The following is a 19,677-nucleotide window of genomic DNA, read 5'->3' as shown; positions in this document are numbered from 1 at the left end:
CTGCTCTAATCTCTTGTTTTAGCCGCATTATTGCGGCTAAAACAAGAGATTAGAGCATTTCATCCGTTTCCGTGAAAACAAGAACTCTAATGGTGGGTTTTCTCAATCATAAAAAGATGCGCGATGGAAGAAGTTCAGCACGGCAGTTGTAATTTTAATTTGTCGAAAATGTTTGAATGCTGGCTGAAAGTCACCCGTATTCTGTAAGCACAGCGTTATGCAGGGTGAGCAGACGACCAGAATAAAGCCGGAGCGGCAGATTTATTGCGTTAATCCGGGGTTTTCATTATTTTTTCAAGCTGCCCTTGCTTGTGCGAACCAGACTGTCATAAATCTGTAACCGGATAACGGGAGAAGGCCGGTGCTCGCTAACGGGCATCAGGTAATAAAAAGTATTCAGGGGCAGACATATGACTAAAAAAACACGTTCTTACCGAGGCATGCATCGTTCGCTGCTGGCAGGCCTGGCTTTGTGCACAGCCATCGGTATTGGCTCTGCACAAGCTGACGCCATTACGGTCTATACTTCTTATGAGGAAGATGAAATTGCCGCTTTCCTTGCCCGCGCCAAGCAAGATATGCCGGATCTCGACATCAATGTCCTGCGACTGTCGACAGGTGATCTGCATGCGCGCATTCTGGCGGAAGCTTCCAATCCGCAGCATGATGTCATCTGGGGCTGGGCGGTTACCTCGCTGATTGATCCACGCATTGGCGAACTGGTCGAAGCCTATACGCCGGAAGGCATTGAGCGCATCGCCGAGCAGTTCCGCGACAAGGACGGCAAGTGGTTTGCCACCACCGGCTATATGGCCGCTTTCTGCGTCAATAATGAGGTTCTGAAGAACAAGAACCTGCCGATGCCGACTTCATGGGCCGATCTGACCAACCCGGTCTACAAGGGCGAAGTTGTGATGCCGAACCCGGCCTCATCAGGCACCGGCTATCTGATGATTGCTTCCATCCTTCAGATGATGGGCGAGGAAAAAGGCTGGGAATACCTCAATAGCCTCGACGGCAATATTGCGCAATATATCAAGAGCGGTTCGCGCCCCTGTAATGCGGCGAGCGAGGGCGAATTCGCCATCGGCGCCTCCTTTGCGCTTCGTGCCATCAAGAATATCGATGAGGGTTATCCGATCACCATGGTGATTCCCTCCGAAGGCGCCGGTAACGAACTGGAAGCCAATGCGCTGATGGCTGGCTCCAAGAACAAGGAGGCCGCCAAGCGCTTTCTTGACTGGACCGTTTCTGAAAACGCCGTCAATGAATATTATAACTGGAAGGAAATCGTCACCGTTACGGGCGGCGAAATGCCGGAGAAGTTCAAGGAAGCCGGTCTGCCGGAAGACATCGCTTCAGTGATGTGGAACATGGACTTTGTCTGGTCTGCTGATAATCGTGCGCCGGTCCTCGAGCGTTGGCAGAAAGAACTTGAGCGCTAAAGCAAGATTGGTCTGACCTTGCGACGCCTGCCGGTGCGCCATGCGCACTGGCAGGCAATTTGCCAAAGACAGTTCTGAGGTTATTGCGTGACGCTTGCTATTTCCCATGTGACCAAGCGCTTCGGTGAGACCGTAGCGCTCAATGATATCTCTCTGACAATCGAGCGTGGTGAATTCATCTGCTTTCTGGGCCCTTCAGGCTGCGGCAAGACCACCTTGCTGCGCATCATTGCCGGTCTGGAACTGGCGGAAGAGGGCACGGTGAAGCTGGAAGGAAATGATCTTTCACAGGTGCCGGCCCGTCATCGTAATTTTGGTGTGGTGTTCCAGTCCTATTCGCTGTTTCCCAATATGACGGCTGCGCGCAATGTCGGGTATGGGCTCGAGTGCCGTCGCCGTCCGCGTCAGGAGATTGAAGCCCGCTCAGCCGAGATGCTGCGGATCGTGGCGCTCTCCGACCATGCGCATAAATTGCCGTCACAACTTTCCGGCGGCCAGCAGCAGCGTATCGCACTTGCCCGTGCGCTTGCCACCAACCCGGAAGTGCTCTTGCTTGACGAGCCGCTCTCGGCGCTCGATGCCAAGGTGCGTGATAGTTTGCGGCTGGAAATCCGCGACTTGCAGCGCCGGCTGGGCATCACCACCATCATGGTTACCCATGATCAGGAGGAGGCGCTGACCATGGCCGATCGCATCGTGGTGATGGATACGGGCCGCATTGCTCAGGTGGGTACCGCTCATGAGCTTTACGAACAGCCAAGCTCACGCTTTGTCGCTGAATTTATCGGGCGCATGAATGTGCTGCCTGTCGAAGGGGGCAAGCTTGCCGGCCTGCCGCTTGGCTTGCCCGATAGTGCGCAGGGCGCGACGCTGATCGGTGTGCGCCCCGAAGATGTGCGCCTTCATGCCAATCCGGTCGTAACAGACGGGGCTGCCTGCACCATTTTGCCAGCGCAGCTACGCAACATTATCTATATTGGTAATCTTGCGCATCTGGTTCTGGCGCTCGATGGCGTGGAGCATGAAGTGACGGCAGAAATGCCGGGCCATGCCTATAAGACAATTGCCGAGGCCGCACATATTGGTGTGGAATTTCCGGCATCAACGGTCAAAGTGCTGGCATGAGTACGCTTGCCGCAGATATGAACACGCCGACTGCTGCAGGTAACCAGCGTAAGCGTCGTCTTTACGCCATGCTGCCGGCGGTGATTGTTGCCTTGCCGCTGATTTTGTTCGTGCTGTTTCCGCTGACGCATATTCTTGGCCGCTCCTTCTCGGTGCCGGGTGGCTATGGACTTGCCAACTATGCCGCCATGCTCGGCAATGAACGGTTTTTGCGCATCACATGGAATTCGTTTGCGGTAACGCTGTTGAGTGCGGCGATCGCCATAATACTGGCTTATGTCTTTGCCTATGCGGTGCAGCGCTCGACCATGAGACTGCGCAACCTGTTTCGTCTGATTGCTATCCTGCCGCTGTTTGCGCCCTCGCTGGTGCAAGCACAGGGGCTGGTGCTTTTGTTTGGCCGCAACGGGCTGATCAATCGCAGTTTTCACTTAAACATCGACCTTTATGGCTATTGGGGCATTGTCATTGCCTCTGTGCTTTATGTCTTTCCTTACGCTTTCCTGATCCTGTCGGCCGCACTCGCCGTTGCCGATGCGCGCATCTATGAAAGCGCGGAAATGCTTGGCGCATCAAAGTGGCGTGCCTTCCGCACGGTCACCCTGCCAGCCACCCGCTATGGTCTGGCGGCTGCAATCTTCGTCTGCTTTACACTGGTCATTACTGATTTCGGTAATCCGATGGTGATTGGTGGCGATTACACGGTGCTGGCTTCCGAGGTCTATAATCAGGTCATTGGCCAGGCCAATTTCGAGATGGGCACCGTTATCGGCATGGTGCTTTTGATCCCGGCTGCCCTTGCAGCCATTGTTGAAAAACGTGTCAGCGCCAAGCAATATGCGCTGATCAGCGAGCAATCCAAGCCGCTGGTGCCGCAAAAAGACAGATTGCGCGACATGTTTCTGCTTTGCGTCTCAGTGCTGATTTCGGCGGCGATCCTGTCGATCGTGCTGGTGGTGGTGTTTGCTTCCTTCGTGCATCTGTGGCCTTACCGGATGACATTTTCGCTACGCCATTACGCCTTTGACGTACAAAACGGCATCGAACCCTTATGGAACTCGATCTATATTTCGCTGATGGCGGCTGGTCTTGGCGTTATCGTGGTGACGGCTGCTGCCTATGTGATCGAGAAATTTCCTTCACCGGCGTCGCGCGGACTTTATTTCCTGTCGATCCTGCCGGCGGCGGTGCCGGGCATGGTGCTGGGGCTGGGTTATATTCTTGCCTTCAACAACCCTTCAAACCCTGTCTATATGATCTATGGCACGCTTGTTATCATCGCCATTGCCAATGTCTATTACTATCACGCCCACGGCTTTCTGATCTCCGGCACCAGCATCAAGCAGATCAGTGGCCGGTTTGACGAGGCGTCGGCGACATTGGGCGGTAGCCGGGTGCAAACTTTCGTCAAGGTGACGTTGCCGCTGCTTTTTCCCACCCTGGTGGGTATTGCGGTGTTCTTCTTCATGCGCTCAATGGTTACGTTGTCGGCGGTGATCTTCCTGATCACTCCCAATACGCAAGTTGCTGCTGTCTCGGTACTCTATCTGCAGGATCGCGGTGCAACCAATCAGGCGGCGGCGTTTTCAGTCTGCATCATTGCCACCATCATGGTAGCATTGTTGCTGGTGCGGGCACTGCTCAACATTACGGGCCACCGCAACGTGTCGCTGATTCGCTAGCAACTGTGTCTAAGCAGCATGGCCTGACTGCAAAATGTTCTAAATCGCGGCAAGTCCAAATTGCTGACTTGCCTGGCGTGCGGCCTGAAAAATTGCAACCCAGTCAGCCGGAAATGGCCGTGGCTCAATTATTCTGGCGGCGGGCTTGTAAGGCAATTCACTGCTAGCACCTCTTGCGGCCAGTTGGGCACAGCCCAGTGCCGTCAGTTCCGCCTCGCCAGAAACACTGATCTGGCGGCCAAGACAATCAGCGACAAACTGGCAAAACCATGGGTTGCGGCTCATCCCGCCATCAATGCTGATCGGGGCGACAATTGCGACCTGCTTTTCCATTTCTGCAAGGATTTCGCCCACCCGAAAAGCGATGCCTTCCAGCACTGCCTGCATCATGTCGCTGCGTGATGTATCAAGGCCAAGACCAAACCATGCGCCGCGCGCATGGCGATCCCAATGCGGTGCGGCAAGACCGGCAAGGGCTGGCACAAAGACAAGACCCCGCGAAATGGCGGGTTCGCTGGAAAAATGATCGATCTGGGTCCAGTCATCGAACAGTCCGATCTCGCGTGACCAGTTTACGGCAGAAGATGCAGTATAAACCCCGCCATCAAGTGCGTGCATTGGCTGGGCACCGTCTTCGGCCCAGGCAATGGTCGGCAAAAGCGGGCCGCCATCGTAAAGCGTATCGGTCAGCGTCAATACGAAGGCGCCGGTGCCGAAGGTGATTTTTGTATGGCCGGGAAGACGGGCGCCATGACCAAACAAGGCAGCCTGCTGGTCCACAATGCTTGCTGTCAGAGGCACGCCGTTAGGCAAATTGCCAAGCTGACCACCGGTTGGGCAGATCTGTGGCAAGGCTTCGATTGGCACACTAAAAATACGGCAAAGTTCCGCGTCCCATTGGCGGGTGTGTAAATTCATCAGCGAGGTGCGCGAGGCCGTTGTCGGATCGGTTACAAAATTGCCGGTCAGGCGGTCGCGAAAAAAGGCGTCCGTTGTGCCAAGGCGCAGATTTCCTGTTTGAGACAGTTTTTGCGCTTCGGGAACATGTTGCAGGATCCAGCCAAGTTTTGAGCCGGAAAAATAGGGGTCGATGGGCAGGCCTGCGCGTTCGCGCACCATTGGCTCAAAACCCTGTTGATGCAATTGGTCACAAATATCGGCGGTGCGATCATCCTGCCAGACGATGACCGGCGTAATTGCCCGCCCGGTGCGGGCGTCCCAGGCAAGACAGCTTTCGCCCTGATTGGCGATGCCGACACAATCAATATGGGGTGCCGCATCAAGACAGGCGCGGATATTTTTCAGCAATTCTTCCGGGTCATGCTCGACATGGCCCGAATGTGGATAATATTGCCGATGCTCAACCGTGTGTACGCAATGGATTCCGGTTTCATCAGCAACAAAGGCGCGGGTGGAGGTGGTTCCCTGATCAATGGCCAGAGTTTTTTTCACGGTGCCTCCTCTAAAATAATGCTCATGGCGCCATCCTGTGATGGTATCGGCAACAGGATGCGACGTTCCGGTCGCGTGTGAACAGGGTATGACGCCACTTCGCGGCCATCCACATGAACAGACAGACGCCCCTTGACCGGCCGGTTGACGCGCAGTTGCAAGTGATCGAAGGCGCGTTCCTTGCTGGTAAATTGCGGCACGACCCAGGACAACGCCTCTCCGGCAAGCACTATCGGCTGGCGAGTTGGTGAAGGAGGCGGGGCAGGCTGATCGGGAGAGGACATTTCGTCTTGCAAGTCAGCAAGAATGGTGCGTCCCATCTTTTGGCCCTCCGCCCAGCACCAGCCAGCGGTTTCGACTGGATGCAACATATTGCCCGCCGCATAATAATGCGGGTCTGTACAGCGGCCCATCATGTCGATGGCGGGGCCGCCACTGGCCGGGTCGCGCTTGACAGGCCCGTCGGCAAGCAATGTCGCCTCGGAGCGGAACCGGCCGCTGACGATCACGCCATCCGTTTCGATATGGCGCTTGCCGTCAGGGCCTTCGACAATGACGCCTTCCACCCGGTCACGGCCCTCAATGGCAAGAATGCGCGTGGAAAGATGCACAGGGATATTCTTCAGACGCGGATAAAGTGACAGGGGCCAGCGCGCCGTGGGAGTTGTATTCGGCTCGATCATGGCAATGGGGCGAATACCGGCATGGGCGCAGGTCATGATGGCTGAAAAAGAGACGAGTTCCGTGCCAAGAATGACCGGACGGCGAAAGGGCCTGCTGTTTTCCAGATAGACCAGACCTTGCAATGCGCCGGTTGATAAAACCCCGCCGGGCTTGGTGCCGCCGATCAGCCGCTGGGCACGTGAGCTTTCGCGCACGCCGGTGGCCAGCAGCACACGCCGGGCCTTGATTGTGGCAAGGCCGCTATCTGCGGTGACACTCACGCAAGGGCCGGGATGAAGGGCCACAACATTGACGTTGAGCGCTATGTTCACGCCTGCAGTTTGTGCACGTTTGACCAGCCCTCTGGCATAGTCGGGGCCGCGCATCGGGCGGTAAAATTCACGCATCCCAAAAGGGTAATGGCCGCAGTGACGCGGAATGCCACCGGCAGCACTTTCACGCTCGACCACCAGCACAGTGCAATGGGCGGCCAGTTCAGTTGCTGCGGCAAGCCCGGCGGGACCGGCGCCAATCACGAGAACATCCACTTGCAAAGGCAGGGTCATTGTGTCGGCTCCGCCATCGGCTGATCAAAATGGCCGCTTGTGATATGCGACAGTTCTGCCGAACAGTAAAAACCCTGACAGCGGCCCATGGTGACACGGGTGCGCCGCTTCAGCCCGGCCAGTGAACGGGCTGCCAAAGGGCCGGTAAGGGCATCCATGATTTCGCGCCGGGTAACCAGTTCGCAATGGCATACAATGCCGCCATGATCCGGCTTTTCCCAGTCACGTTCCTGAAACTGCGAAATATTGCGCACGGTCGGCCACGCAGGATTGGCAGGTGGTGTGAATGTATGATCTGCCAGTGTCTCGACATGCTGTGCAATGCCAAGCGCAGCCGACAGGCCGGTTGAGCGGATACCGCCAACCGTGATGCAGGACAGCCCTTCATGTGCGGTGATGCAGTAATCCTTGTACTCGGTTGCGGGGCGCAAGCCCGCATAGAGCGCGCTGACCTCATGGCTTTTTAACGCTGGCAGGATTTCCTCAGCCCGGCGCATCAGCCCGGAAAGTATTTCGGTGTCCAGTTCGGCATGTTGCCGGTCGTCCTGATCCTCGGCTGTTGGCCCCACCAGCAAATTGCCGAAAGCCGTGCGGCACACGACCACCCCCTTGGTGATGGCGGTGGGCACCGGCAGCAGGATATGCTGCACCAGCGCGGCTGCCGGTTTGTCATAAACGACAAACTGCCCCTTGCGCGGCCTGATGGTGAAATTGCGCCGTCCAATCAGGATTTCATCGACCAGATCGCCAAAATTTCCCGCGGCATTGATCACCAGTCGGGCGCGTAGCTGACCGCGCGTTGTCTCCAGCAGCCAGTCGTCTTCCTTGCGTGCGGCGGTCAATTCAGCGCCGCGCAGCACTTCGGCGCCGTTTTCAACCGCTTGCAACAGATAAGCAAAAGGTGCTGACCATGGATCGATCAGATATTCGCCCGGAACCCGGAAGGCAGCTTGCGCCAAAGGCCCGAGAGCCGGTTCGACTTCTCGCAATTGTGCCTGACTGAGCGGCTCGATATTGGTGACCCCGTTTTCATGCGCCTTGTCGATCAGCGCCGGCAGGGCCGCTTCCTGCTCCTGATTCCAGGCCACGACCAGTGCACCGCAGCGCAGAACCGGCAAGCCAAGCCGACCATGAATGGTCAGATATTCTTCATAGCCTGCCCGGATGCAGGCCTGTTCCAGCGAACCGGGCGGCGCATCAAAGCCGGTGTGGAGAATGGCGGAATTGCCCTTGGAGGCGCCATCGAGAATGTCGAGCGCCTTTTCGATGATGACAACGCGCGCGCCAGCGAGTGAAAACCGTCGGGCAATGGCGCAGCCGACGATACCGGCGCCAATGATTGCCACATCGAACTGCCCTGTAAGGGCCTGGGTCGGCTGCTGCACTGGAATTCCTGTTTCTTGTTGGTCAAAAGGAATTTTCCTGAAAATGACTGAATAGTCAATTTAACTTCTGAAAAATGTAAAAAAAGATATGTTTTGCCTGTTTTTATGTTGACATAGTCATAAATCTTGAGGCTAGCTGATACTTCCTGGGAGGGTGAACGTTGAAGCCGAGCAATCGACAGGCTGAAATCTTGTTTTGCGTCGAAAGGGATGGCGAAGTCTCGGTGCCAGACCTTGTGGCGCGTTTTGAGGTATCGGCTGAGACCATTCGGCGCGATCTGGCGCAACTGGCTGCAAGTGGGGCGGTGCAAAAAGTGCATGGCGGCGCGCGTCGCGTGCGCCTGCATGTCGAAAACAGTTTTGAAGACCGCATTTCCGAACAGGCTGCCGAAAAGGCGATCATCGCCCAGAAATTGCGCAAGCTGGTTTCTCCCGGCGACACATGTTTCATCGATACCGGAACGACAACGCTGGTTTGTGCGCAGGCAATTGCCGATATTGAAGACCTGACCGTGATCACCAATTCCTTGCATGTTGCGCGCCTGCTGGGCGCGGGCAAAGGGAAGGTGTTTTTGCTGGGCGGCAATTATGCCTTTGACAATGATGAGACAGTCGGCCCGATTGCCCTGGTGCAAATTGCACAGTTCCGTGCCGATTATGCGGTAATCGGTGCGGCAGCCCTCGACCCTGAGGCGGGGCCCATGGACGCAAATTTTGAGGAAGCCGCAATCGCACGCGCCATGTGCAAACATGCTGCAAAAATCATCATCGTGGCGGATTCCTCCAAATATGGCAAGCGCGCGCTCCACCATGTCTGCCCATTGGAAGATGTAGATATCATTGTCAGTGACCGGCTGCCGGACAAGGCATTTCAGGCTGCCCTCGATGACGCCAGAGTGAGGCTTGTCTAGCGTGAAGGCTGCCAATGCAGGGAAGAGTTAAATAGATGTCTTTGTTCATAAAAAGATATGTGCAGTTCATGGATGGCCTGTCGGAATGGGTCGGCAGATTTTCCATGCTGCTTATCTATCTCATGATTATGGTTCTTCTGTTTGATGTCTTTTCAGACAAGGCGTTAGGCATCATTCAGAACTGGACGCTGGAAACGGCGCAATTCAGTCTTGCAGCCTTCTATTTCCTTGCCGGGCCCAAAACCCTGAAGGATGAAAGCCATGTCCGTCTCGACCTGCTTTATGATCGCTTCAGCGAGCGCGGCAAGGCCATTATTGATTCCATCACGATCTGGCTGGTGATCTTTTATCTGGTCGTTTTGCTGTGGGGGGGCATTTCCTCGCTGCAATATTCCTGGGCCACCAATCAGCGCTTGCCATCCTTGTGGGGGCCTTCACTGGTTCCGATCAAAATCCTCATGAATGTCTGTATATTCCTCATGATCCTGCAATCTCTCGCAATCTTCTTCCGCGACGTCCTTAAAATTCGCGAAGGAGACGCATCATGAGTTATGAACTCATTGCATTGATCATGTTTGCGGGCATGGTCCTCCTGATGCTGACCGGCCAGCGCGTCTTTGCCATGATCGGTGTTGTGGCGGCGGCTTCAGCGCTTGCGCTTTACGGCAATGCAGCCATTGAACTGCCCTTCAATGCGGTTTTCAAGCTGTTTTCCTGGTATGCGCTGCTGACTCTGCCGCTGTTTGTTTATATGGGCCACATGATGGCCAAGTCGGGCATTGCCGAAGATTTGTATCAGATGATGCATGTCTGGTGTGGCAGGCTGCCGGGTGGTCTTGCCATGGGCACCATCTTCTTGATGGTCATCATCAGCGCCATTAACGGCTTGTCAGTGGCCGGTCTTGCCATCGGTTCGGCAATCGCACTGCCTGAAATGCTGCGCCGCGGCTATGACAAGCTGCTGATTACCGGTGTGGTGCAGGGCGGATCGACACTTGGCATTCTCCTTCCGCCTTCGGTGGTGATGGTGCTGTTTGCCGTCATTGCCCGCCAGCCGGTCTCGGATTTATGGCTTGGCGGAGTTTTCCCGGGCCTGATGATGGCGGCCATTTTTGCGCTTTATGTTTATGTGCGTGTCAAGTTCAATCCAAAGCTGGCGCCCAAGCTGAGCGAGGAGGAACTGGCCATTCCCTTGCGGGAAAAAATTCTTCTCCTGCGCGCCGGTATTGCGCCGATTATCATCTTCCTGCTCATGATCGGGCTGTTTGTGACCGGCTACACCAATCTGCTTGAAAGCTCGGCTGTTGGAGCCACTTCAGCAACCGTGGCTGCAGTCTGCAAGGGCCGGTTGAGCCTCAAATTGCTGATCGAGACGGCGCGTGAGACCATGTCGGTGACCGCCATGTTCATGTGGATCGTGCTGGCCGCATTGGCGTTTTCCTCAGTCTTTGACGGCATTGGTGCAGTTCGCGCCATCGAGAATATCTTCATCCATAATTGGGAATTGTCGCCCTGGGCAGTGATCATCCTTATGCAGGTCAGCTTTATCCTGATGGGCATGTTTCTGGATGATACGGCCATGCTGGTGATTGTTGCCCCTCTCTATATTCCACTGGTGCAACGGCTCGATCTCGGGATCGATCACCAGATGGTATGGTTCGGCATCCTGTACACGATGACCTGTCAGATTGCTTATATGACCCCACCCTTTGGCTATAATCTGTTCCTGATGCGTGGAATGGCGCCAAAGGAAATTACGCTCATCGATATTTACCGCTCGATTGTCCCGTTCGTGCTGATTATGGCGCTTTGTATTGTCTTGATCATGATCTTCCCACAGATCGCAACCTGGTTACCCGGTTATTTCAGAGGCTGATGCCGCAACCACAGGAGGAAATAATGTCTGACAAAAAACCCCTTTCCCCATCTGAACGGATCCTTGCGACGCGACGCAAGTTTCTGACCACTGCGGGACTTGCCGCGCCTGCAGTTCTGGCGGCACCTGCCATTGTGCGCGCCCAGGCGCCGATCCGCTGGCGCTTGCAGACCTATGCCGGGCCTTCGCTTGGCGAACATGTCATCAAGCGGCAGGTCGATGCCTTCAACGCCGCCGCCAATGGCGAAATGGAGATCGAGCTTTATTATGCCGATCAGCTTGTTCCCACGTCCGAGCTTTTCCGCGCCCTGCAAAACGGCACGCTCGATGCTATCCAGTCGGATGAGGCGACCATGGCCGCGCCTGTCGATATTTCCGTGTTCGGCGGCTATTTCCCGTTTGCCACGCGCTTCAGCCCCGATGTCGGCTCGCTGTTTACCTATTACGGGCTCGATGAGATCTGGAAGGAAGCCTATTCCGAAGTTGACAATGTCACCTATCTTTCGACGGGTGCATGGGATCCTTTGCATGTCTTTACCGTCGACAAGCCGGTTCGCTCGCTGGAGGATCTGAAGGGGCTGCGTGTCTTTGGTGTTCCCACTGCCGGCCGTTTCCTGTCACGTTATGGCCTGATCCCGGTCACAGTGCCGTGGGATGATGTCGAAGTGGCGCTGCGCACCGGCGATCTGGATGGCGTTTTGTGGTCCGGTTTTACCGAAATGTATGAGATGGGCTGGGCCGACATCTGTAAATATGCGCTGTCCAACTCCATCACCGGCGCCTGGTTTGGCTCTTATTATGTCAATACGCCAAGCTGGGAGAAGGTGCCGCCGCATCTGCAACAGCTCTACCGCTCGACCATCGACCAGTCTCACTATTACCGCATGATCTGGTATTGGGGCGGTGAAGCAAAGCTTCGCGTTGAAGGCGAAAAGATGGAGCTGACGTCTATTTCTCCCGAGGAATGGAATCAGGTTACCAAGGATGCCGAGAGTTTCTGGGATGAGGTTGCCGGTGAAAGCCCGCGGGCGGCGCGTGTCGTGGAAATCCTCAAGAAATATAGCAGTGATATGGAAAAAGCTGGTTATCCGTATCGTTAAGCATTTTGCAGCCAGATGTTTTCATCTGGCGTCGCACAAATGCGGCTAAAAGCAAGATAGATAGAAATTTTGCCGTCAGATGGAGCCATCTGACGGCAAAATATTATTTTAAAGCGCGTCGCAATCTTTCAGATTCACGCGACCCGCTTTAAGCCTTTGTTCTTACGCATGTCTTTATCCCGAAACCGGTTCCCAGTTCGGGAGACAGGCTTTAAGGCCGGAGTGGCTTTAAAATCTTGTCTAAATGGCCCCTTTTCGCGCAGGCAGGACATAGTAGACATGTGATGTTTGAAGAAAAGGCAAGCCGGTGTCAGATTTCGATTTCATCATTGTTGGTGCAGGCTCGGCTGGTTGCCTGATTGCCAATCGCCTGACACAATCGGGTGCCTATCGGGTCTTGTTGCTGGAGGCGGGCGGCAGTGACCATCGCTTCATGATCAAGATGCCGATTGGCTATGGCCACAGTTTTTATAATCGCAAGGTTAATTGGTGTTTTGAAACAGGACCGCTACAGGCATTGGCAGGCCGTAGCAGCTATTGGCCACGCGGCAAGGTGCTTGGCGGGTCCTCCTCCATTAATGCCATGGTCTATGTGCGTGGCCAGCGTTTTGATTTTGATGACTGGGAGCGTGCAGGCAATCCTGGATGGGGCTGGAATGATGTGCTGCCCGCCTTCAAATCAATAGAAACATTTCAGCGCGGCGCCGATGAATGGCGCGGCGGCTCAGGCGAGCTTTATGTCAGTGATATGGCCGGGAGCGTGCATCCCTTGTGCGAAGAGTGGTTGCAGGCTGCTGAGCAAGCCGGTTTTACACGCACAGCCGACTATAATGGACAACAGCAGGAAGGCATTTCGATCTATCAGATCACGGCCCGTAACGGCTTGCGCATGTCCACGGCGCAGGCTTTTCTTCATCCTATCAAGAAACGCTCCAACCTGAAAATCATCACAAAGGCTGTTGTGACCCGTGTCTTGTTTGAAGGCCAGCGCGCGGTCGGTGTTGAATATGAACAAGGGGGGATGACACATCGTGTGCGGGTACAGCGTGAAGTCATTCTCAGCGCAGGTGCGGTGTTGTCGCCGACCCTGCTTCAGCATTCGGGGGTCGGCCCTGGCGCCTTGCTGCAAAAACTTGAGAAGACCATTGTAAAGGATATGCCCGCGGTCGGCCAGAATCTTCAGGATCATCTGGGTATCGATTATCTCTTCCGTTCGCGCAAGCCAACGCTGAATTCGCTATTGCGCCCCTGGTGGAGCAGGATCGGACTTGGCCTGCGCTATCTTTTGTTTCGCGATGGGCCGCTGGCGCTCAGCGTCAATCAGGCAGGCGGCTTTGTGAAAGCAAATCCTGAACGCGGGCATGTCGATACGCAGCTTTATTTTTCGCCGGTCAGCTATAGCAAGCCAACGCCAGGGGTGCGACGGCTGACCATGCCTGATCCGTTCCCGGGGTTTTTTATCGGCATCCAGCCATGCCGCCCGCAAAGTCGGGGTACAATTGAAATCGGGTCGCCCGATTTTCATGCGGCGCCGGTTATTGAGCCGAATTATCTGTCGGCGCCGGGCGATATGGAGGATATGCTGGCGTCTGTGCGTCTGATCCGGCGTATTGCCGCACAACCGGCCATGCGTGCCCTGATCGTTGATGAAATGAAGCCGGGACAAGGCGTACAGGCGCAGGCTGATCTGATTGCCGATATCCGGGCCCGTTCAGGCAGTGTCTTTCATCCATGCTCCACATGCCGCATGGGGCCCGATGACGGAACCAATGTTGTTGACCAGCGGCTGCGAGTGCACGGGATTTTGGGGCTGCGTGTCATCGATGCGTCGGTTTTTCCAAACATCACGTCAGGCAATATCAATGCACCGACCATCATGGTTGCGGAAAAGGGAGCCCGGATGGTTTTGGAAGATAGTCACTAGATTATGCGGCAAAAAATCTAAAGCCTGTCTCTCGAAACTGGGAACCAGTTTTGAGATAAAGACATGCGTAAAAATAAAGATTTAAAGCGGGTCGCGTGAATCTGAAAGATTGCGACACGCTTTAAAGTATTTTATTCCCTTCAGGGATGATGAGCTTGCAATATCTGGCCCAGAATCTTGACGCCTCCGGCGATGGCGCGTTCATCAATGGCGCTGACGCCAAGTATCAGCCCGGGCTGCACACGCTCACGCTCAATGGCAAAGCGGCGTATCGGAAAAACCACCAGCCCGGCTGCTTCAGCCTCAGCAACGATGCTGTCTTCGTCCATCGTTGGCGACGTAAATTTACCGACCACATGAAAACCGGCGATGGACCGGTCGATATGAAGCAGTCCTTCCAGATGTTGCGAGGCCGCTTCATGGAATGCGGTGTGGCGCTCCATGTAGATTTCTCGCATCCGGCGCAGATGTGTCGCAAAATGGCCTTCCTCGATGAATGCCGCCAGCACAGCCTGAATGCTGGAGGGAACGCCTTGTAAAAAGGCCCCGGAAATGCGCTGAAAAATTGGTATGAGCGGAGCAGGGGCAATATAAAAGCCAAGCCGCAAGGCTGGAAACATGGTCTTGGAGAAGGTGCCGACATAGATGACGCGCCCGTCACTGTCTGCACTCTTGAGGGTCGGCAGCGGTCGGCTGTCATAACGGAATTCACCGTCGTAATCATCTTCGATGATCCAGGCCCCTGCCTGATTGGCTGCCGCCAGCAATTCGTGGCGTCGCGCCAGGCTCATTTCAACGCCTGTCGGGTGCTGGTGTGAAGGTGTGACAAAGGCAAGGCGGAAATCGGGCGCAAGCTTCATGCCTGACTTTACACACATGCCTTCGTCATCAACCGGAACGGGGATCATGCGTGCGCCGCAGGCAATCAGGCTGTTGCGGGCGCCAATTGCGCCCGGATCCTCAAACCACACAGGATCGCCGGGATTGAGCAGAACCCGGCCAATCAGGTCAAAAGCCTGTTGTGCGCCGGTAACGATGAATATCTGCTCGGGGTCGCATGACAGCCCCCGATTGGCTCGCAGATGTTCGGCAATTGCCAGTCGCAGTTGCGGATGGCCGTTTGCATCAGGATAGCCCAGGATCTGATCGCGGGGTTCGCGCCAGTGCTTTGCGGTCAGGCGCGCCCACACGGCCAAGGGGAATGCGTCGTAATCGGGCAGCCCGGTCACGAAAGCGCGTGGGCGTTTGGGATGTGACAGACGCTGGAAGAAGCGTGGCGAGGCGTCGGCGATAATGTCGGCGAGTTTGGCTGAAACAAGCCCTTTGGCAGGAAGGACGAGCGGTTGATCCGGCTTGCCTGCTTCGGCCTGATCCGAGACATAGGTTCCCGATCCGGTGCGCGAGACGATCAAACCTTCTGCCGTCAGGCGCTCGAATACGGCCATGCTGGTAGTGCGTGAGATGTCCAGTTCGCGGGCCAGTGTTCGGCTCGATGGCAGTTTTTTTCCTGCGGACAAGGCACCGGAGGTGATCAACTGGCGGATGGCTGTGTAAACCTGGGTTGTAATCGAGCGCGCAGATGAACGGTCAACGACAATCGAAAGCAAAAGCTCGCCCGATGACCTTTTCACCATTTTTAGAAAAACCCTTTTGCAAATTTTTCGTTGCAGAGCCCGATAACCGGCTTTCTGATTTTTTGAAAATGGACCTTACTGCAAAAGTCTGGATTTTCTAAACCTTTGCTGACAGGCTGGATTTGGAGAGCTGATGTGAAGATCAAATGCGTGGAAACTTTTTCAAACCAGTATGTGGGCTTCGTGCGCATCACTGCTGAAGACGGTACGCAAGGCATGGGCCAGCTTTCAACCTATCATTCGGATATTGCTTCACTGGTGCTGCACCGGCAGGTTGCGCCGCATGTGCTGGGTGTCGAATTTGACGATATTGATGCTCTTAGTGAAAAAGTGATCGAGCGTGAACATAAATTTCCCGGATCCTATATGAAGCGGGCAATTGGCGGCCTCGATACTGCCATCTGGGATTTGCGCGGAAAGGTGACAGGGCTTCCTGTGGTCAAATTGCTTGGTGGGGAGCCGGGCAAACTGCGCGCTTATGCGTCTTCCATGAAGCGTGACATCACGCCTGCCGATGAGGCCGAGCGGTTCAAGCGGCTGCGTGACCGCTTCGGTTTTGACGCTTTCAAATTCCGTATCGCGGCTGAATATGGTCATGACGTGGATGAATGGCCGGGGCGCACCGAAGAAATCGTGCCGATGATCCGCAAGGCGCTGGGGCCGGAGGTGGCGCTTCTGGTTGATGCCAATAGTGGTTTTTCACCAGAGCGCGCCATCGAGGTCGGGCGGATGCTTCAGGATAATGGCATTGAGCATTTTGAAGAGCCTTGCCTTTATTGGGAACTGGAGCAGACAAAACAGGTCGCGCAAGCTCTCGATATCGCCGTCACCGGCGGTGAGCAGGATTGTGAAATCGCGACATGGCGGCACATGATCGACATGCGCGCCGTTGATATTGTGCAACCGGATATTCTGTATCTGGGTGGCATCAGCCGCACTTTGAGGGTCTGTGCAATGGCAAGGGCCGCAGGCTTGCCGGTAACCCCTCACAGCGCCAATCTTGGCATGGTGACGCTGTTTACCATGCATCTGTTGCGCGCCATTGAAGGGGCTGGAAAATATCTGGAATTTTCGATTGAGGGCCCGGATTATTATCCCTGGCAGGAAGGCCTGTTCGTCACGTCTCCCTATGATGTGCAAGACGGCATGGTGACTGTTTCGGATGCGCCGGGCTGGGGTGTGGAAATCAACCCTGAATGGCTGGCCAGGTCGCATTATCAGGTCAGCAAAACAGAGTAATCAACAAATATGCAGGCTTTAAGCGGCCTTATCATTGGTTGAAAGTGGCCCTTACGTAGCAAAGTGGCAGATTGCATAATTGAGCAGGGAGAAAAGCGCCAGAAACCATTGGCCTTGAAATAAACAGGGAGGAAATGTTGATTTCTAGAAAGCTGATTATTGCACTGGCGAGTGCTTGCATGATGTGGCCGCTTTCAACTGGCGCACAGGCTGAAACGCTGCGTATCCTGACATGGGGAAATTACGCACCGGATGATGTCATCAAGTTGTTTGAAGCAGAATATCCCGACATTAATGTTGAGGTGACGCTATCCAATAATGAGGAGATGATCGCCAAATTGCGTGCAACCGGCGGGGCAGGCTTTGATCTTGTACAGCCGGGGTTCAATCGTGTGGCGGCAGCGCAGGCCGAGTTCAATATCTACAAACCGATGGATATGTCCAAGGTCAATGTCGATGCGCTTGATCCAATGCTGCTGGAAAAAGTACGGGCCGATACTACCATTGACGGTGAGATTTATTCCATTCCGTTCGATTGGGGCACGTCAGGTCTGATGGTTGACAAGACCAAGGCTCCCGAGGTCACGGACTGGCTTGATCTATGCGATGCCAAATATAAGGGCCGCACGTCCATGCGCCTACGGCGCACCATTCTGGTGGGGACGGCTTTTGCGCTCGGCAAGGATCCGTTTGCGGCCTATTCCGATCTGGATGAATACAAGAAAATTCTTGATGAAGTGGCTGATACGCTGATTGCCTGCAAGAGCAACGTCAAGGCTTATTGGCAAGGTGGCGATGATTTGTCGGCGCTGATGCTTTCTGGTGAAGCGGTTGCAGCCGAAACCTGGGACTCGACGGCATTCAGGCTTTTCTCGCAGAATCCGAACATTGTTTATGTTCCCCCGAAATCAGGCGCATTGGGCTGGATCGACACCTTTACGCTGCCGCGCAAGGGGCAGGCAGACGAGGCCGCCTATAAATGGATCAATTTTGTCTTTCGTCCGGACATTGTAACGAAGCTTTCGGCAAGCACAGGCTCGATCATTGCCGTGAAGGATGGCATCGGATTGCTGCCTCAGGATGTCAGGGAGGCGGTTCAGGGTGCTTTTACCCCTGAAGATATTGCCAATATCCGGTTCGCAGCCCAGATTCAGCCGGGTGTGGAGGACATCGAAGGCAAGGTGCTGGAGCAGATCAAGGCAGCTTCATCGAACTGATAGACATATGCGGCAGCAGGCGGGTCGCATTCTGCGTCTGATATGTGATGATATTTTATGTTTCAGCTGCATTTATGCAGCTGAAACAAATATTTAGAATATCTCGCCCTGTTTTTATGAAAATAGCTGAGGGTGCTGAAGCATTTTGCAGCCAGATAGAATTATCTTTGGGTGAAAGTGGATCTGCTGTGCTAGCTTTGCGTGTGCATGGCAGGTTTGAGACGGCACGCTACATGCTGTTTGCTTGTAAACCAAACAAGGGAGGATGTAATGATCTTAAAGAAGCTAATGACCGCGCTGGCAGGTGCCGGCGCCCTTTTGACTGTTTCGACAAGCGCGAATGCCGAAGCACTGCGGATTTTGACATGGGGCGGTTACGCGCCAGACAATGTTATTCAGCTGTTTGAAAAAGAATACCCCGATATCTCCGTTGAAGTGACGCTCTCCAATAATGAAGAGATTATCGCCAAGCTGCGTGCGACTGGCGGCGCCGGTTTTGATCTGGCCCAGCCGAGCCATGACCGTATTTTTGCAGCGCAGCAGGAATACGACATTTACAAGCCTCTTGACCTTTCACAGATCAACACCGGCGACATGCAGGAAAATCTGCTTGAGGCGGTCAAAACCAATGCAAGCATTGACGGCAATGTTTATGCGGTTCCCCATCAGTGGGGCACATCCGGCCTTGTGGTCGACAAGACCAAGGCCCCGGATGTCAAGGGCTGGGCAGATCTGTGCGATCCGCAGTATAAGGGGCGCACTTCCATGCGGCTGCGGCGGACAATCCTCTTGGGTATGGCCTTCTCGATGGGGAAGGACCCGTTTGCGCTTTATAGCGATCGTGATGCCTACCAGAAGATGCTGGATGAGGTGACCGAAAAGATGATCGCCTGCAAAAGCATGGTGAAAACCTACTGGAACGGGGGCGACGATCTTTCGACGCTGTTGCTGTCAGGTGAGGTTGTCGCGTCTGAATCCTGGGATTCGACTGCTTTCAAGCTCTACGCACAGAACAATAATCTGGTCTATGTTCCACCGGAAACAGGCGCGCTTGCCTGGATCGACACTTTTGTCATTCCTCGCAAGGGTAAGGCGGATGATGCGGCCTATAAGTGGATCAATTTTGTGCTGCGCCCTGAGATCGTTACGATGATGTCGGATTCGACGGGTGCGATCTCGGCGGTAAAGGGCGGTGTGGAATTGCTGCCAGAGGATAAAAAGGCTGCCGTCAAGGTGGCGTTCGATGATGCCGCGCTGGCTAATTTGAAGTTCTTTGCCAATATCCCAGCCGGGCTGGAAGATCTGGAGGGCAAGGCTCTGGAGCGTATCAAGGCTGCGTCGTCAGACTAAAGCCTGTCTCCCGAAACCGGGAACCGGTTTCGGGATAAAGACATGCGTAAAACAAGAAATGCTCTAGAGTATTTTGTGAGCACAGATGGCACCATCTGGCGCAAGCAT

General features: G+C 54.8%; 15 protein-coding genes. 11 read left to right on the top strand and 4 right to left on the bottom strand.

Translation table 11 applies throughout. From position 1 onward, the window contains the following. The first annotated feature begins 410 nt into the window (after nt 1-410). The 3 genes from ACFPLB_RS15835 to ACFPLB_RS15825 all read left to right on the top strand — a co-directional run bounded on the left by ACFPLB_RS15835 (nt 411) and on the right by ACFPLB_RS15825 (nt 4,252). Nucleotides 411-1,445, top strand: coding sequence for an ABC transporter substrate-binding protein (locus tag ACFPLB_RS15835; protein WP_378231402.1), 1,035 nt, complete (start codon nt 411-413; stop codon nt 1,443-1,445). An 87-nt stretch (nt 1,446-1,532) separates the two neighbouring features. Continuing rightward, nucleotides 1,533-2,570, top strand: coding sequence for an ABC transporter ATP-binding protein (locus ACFPLB_RS15830; RefSeq protein WP_378231400.1), 1,038 nt, complete (start codon nt 1,533-1,535; stop codon nt 2,568-2,570). Further along, entirely contained in the window at nt 2,567-4,252 is a 1,686-nt protein-coding gene (locus tag ACFPLB_RS15825) for an ABC transporter permease subunit (protein WP_378231398.1), read from the top strand. Before ACFPLB_RS15830 ends, ACFPLB_RS15825 begins: the two co-directional genes overlap by 4 nt. A gap of 39 nt (nt 4,253-4,291) precedes the next feature. Here the strand turns inward: ACFPLB_RS15825 and ACFPLB_RS15820 are convergent, their stop codons facing one another. Genes ACFPLB_RS15820 through ACFPLB_RS15810 form a run of 3 tightly spaced genes read right to left on the bottom strand, consistent with a single transcriptional unit; the run spans nt 4,292 to nt 8,318 of the window. Beyond that, a complete protein-coding gene (locus ACFPLB_RS15820) occupies nt 4,292-5,704 on the bottom strand; it encodes an FGGY family carbohydrate kinase (protein WP_378231396.1) in 1,413 nt (470 codons plus the stop codon). Next, on the bottom strand, nt 5,701-6,933 hold the full coding sequence (locus ACFPLB_RS15815; RefSeq protein ID WP_378231394.1) for an FAD-dependent oxidoreductase: 1,233 nt from the start codon (nt 6,931-6,933) through the stop codon (nt 5,701-5,703). Before ACFPLB_RS15815 ends, ACFPLB_RS15820 begins: the two co-directional genes overlap by 4 nt. Then, nucleotides 6,930-8,318, bottom strand: coding sequence for an NAD(P)/FAD-dependent oxidoreductase (locus ACFPLB_RS15810; protein WP_378231392.1), 1,389 nt, complete (start codon nt 8,316-8,318; stop codon nt 6,930-6,932). Before ACFPLB_RS15810 ends, ACFPLB_RS15815 begins: the two co-directional genes overlap by 4 nt. A gap of 161 nt (nt 8,319-8,479) precedes the next feature. Here ACFPLB_RS15810 and ACFPLB_RS15805 point away from each other — a divergent pair, with 161 nt between their 5' ends. From ACFPLB_RS15805 to ACFPLB_RS15785, 5 genes are all read left to right on the top strand, one after another. After that, nucleotides 8,480-9,229, top strand: coding sequence for a DeoR/GlpR family DNA-binding transcription regulator (locus tag ACFPLB_RS15805; RefSeq protein ID WP_378231390.1), 750 nt, complete (start codon nt 8,480-8,482; stop codon nt 9,227-9,229). A 35-nt stretch (nt 9,230-9,264) separates the two neighbouring features. Next, the gene (locus tag ACFPLB_RS15800) at nt 9,265-9,777 is read left to right on the top strand and encodes a TRAP transporter small permease subunit (protein ID WP_378231388.1); all 513 of its coding nucleotides are present in this window, start codon (nt 9,265-9,267) and stop codon (nt 9,775-9,777) included. Beyond that, nucleotides 9,774-11,105 (top strand): TRAP transporter large permease, encoded by a 1,332-nt coding sequence (locus ACFPLB_RS15795; protein ID WP_378231386.1) that lies wholly within the window; start codon nt 9,774-9,776, stop codon nt 11,103-11,105. The genes ACFPLB_RS15800 and ACFPLB_RS15795 overlap by 4 nt, the downstream gene beginning before the upstream one ends. A 23-nt stretch (nt 11,106-11,128) precedes the next feature. Then, nucleotides 11,129-12,205, top strand: coding sequence for a type 2 periplasmic-binding domain-containing protein (locus tag ACFPLB_RS15790; protein ID WP_378231384.1), 1,077 nt, complete (start codon nt 11,129-11,131; stop codon nt 12,203-12,205). A gap of 307 nt (nt 12,206-12,512) precedes the next feature. Beyond that, the gene (locus ACFPLB_RS15785) at nt 12,513-14,129 is read left to right on the top strand and encodes a GMC family oxidoreductase (RefSeq protein WP_378231382.1); all 1,617 of its coding nucleotides are present in this window, start codon (nt 12,513-12,515) and stop codon (nt 14,127-14,129) included. 140 nt (nt 14,130-14,269) lie between these two features. On the opposite strand, the gene pdxR is transcribed toward ACFPLB_RS15785, so the two are convergent. Beyond that, complete coding sequence (gene pdxR / locus ACFPLB_RS15780) at nt 14,270-15,763, bottom strand: MocR-like pyridoxine biosynthesis transcription factor PdxR (protein ID WP_378231380.1); 1,494 nt, start codon at nt 15,761-15,763, stop codon at nt 14,270-14,272. A gap of 135 nt (nt 15,764-15,898) precedes the next feature. Here pdxR and ACFPLB_RS15775 point away from each other — a divergent pair, with 135 nt between their 5' ends. The 3 genes from ACFPLB_RS15775 to ACFPLB_RS15765 all read left to right on the top strand — a co-directional run bounded on the left by ACFPLB_RS15775 (nt 15,899) and on the right by ACFPLB_RS15765 (nt 19,569). Continuing rightward, the gene (locus ACFPLB_RS15775; RefSeq protein WP_378231378.1) at nt 15,899-17,002 is read left to right on the top strand and encodes a mandelate racemase/muconate lactonizing enzyme family protein; all 1,104 of its coding nucleotides are present in this window, start codon (nt 15,899-15,901) and stop codon (nt 17,000-17,002) included. A 179-nt stretch (nt 17,003-17,181) separates the two neighbouring features. After that, nucleotides 17,182-18,219 carry an extracellular solute-binding protein gene (locus ACFPLB_RS15770; RefSeq protein ID WP_378231376.1) on the top strand — a complete coding sequence of 346 codons (1,038 nt, stop codon included), beginning with the start codon at nt 17,182-17,184 and terminating at the stop codon, nt 18,217-18,219. A 270-nt stretch (nt 18,220-18,489) separates the two neighbouring features. Then, nucleotides 18,490-19,569, top strand: coding sequence for an extracellular solute-binding protein (locus ACFPLB_RS15765; RefSeq protein WP_378231373.1), 1,080 nt, complete (start codon nt 18,490-18,492; stop codon nt 19,567-19,569). Nucleotides 19,570-19,677 lie beyond the last annotated feature (108 nt).

Source organism: Aquamicrobium segne, from assembly GCF_042656785.1.
Classification (GTDB): Bacteria; Pseudomonadota; Alphaproteobacteria; order Rhizobiales; family Rhizobiaceae; genus Mesorhizobium; species Mesorhizobium segne.
Note: the sequence above shows the minus strand (reverse complement) of the source record. Positions and strands in the feature narration are given on the sequence as shown.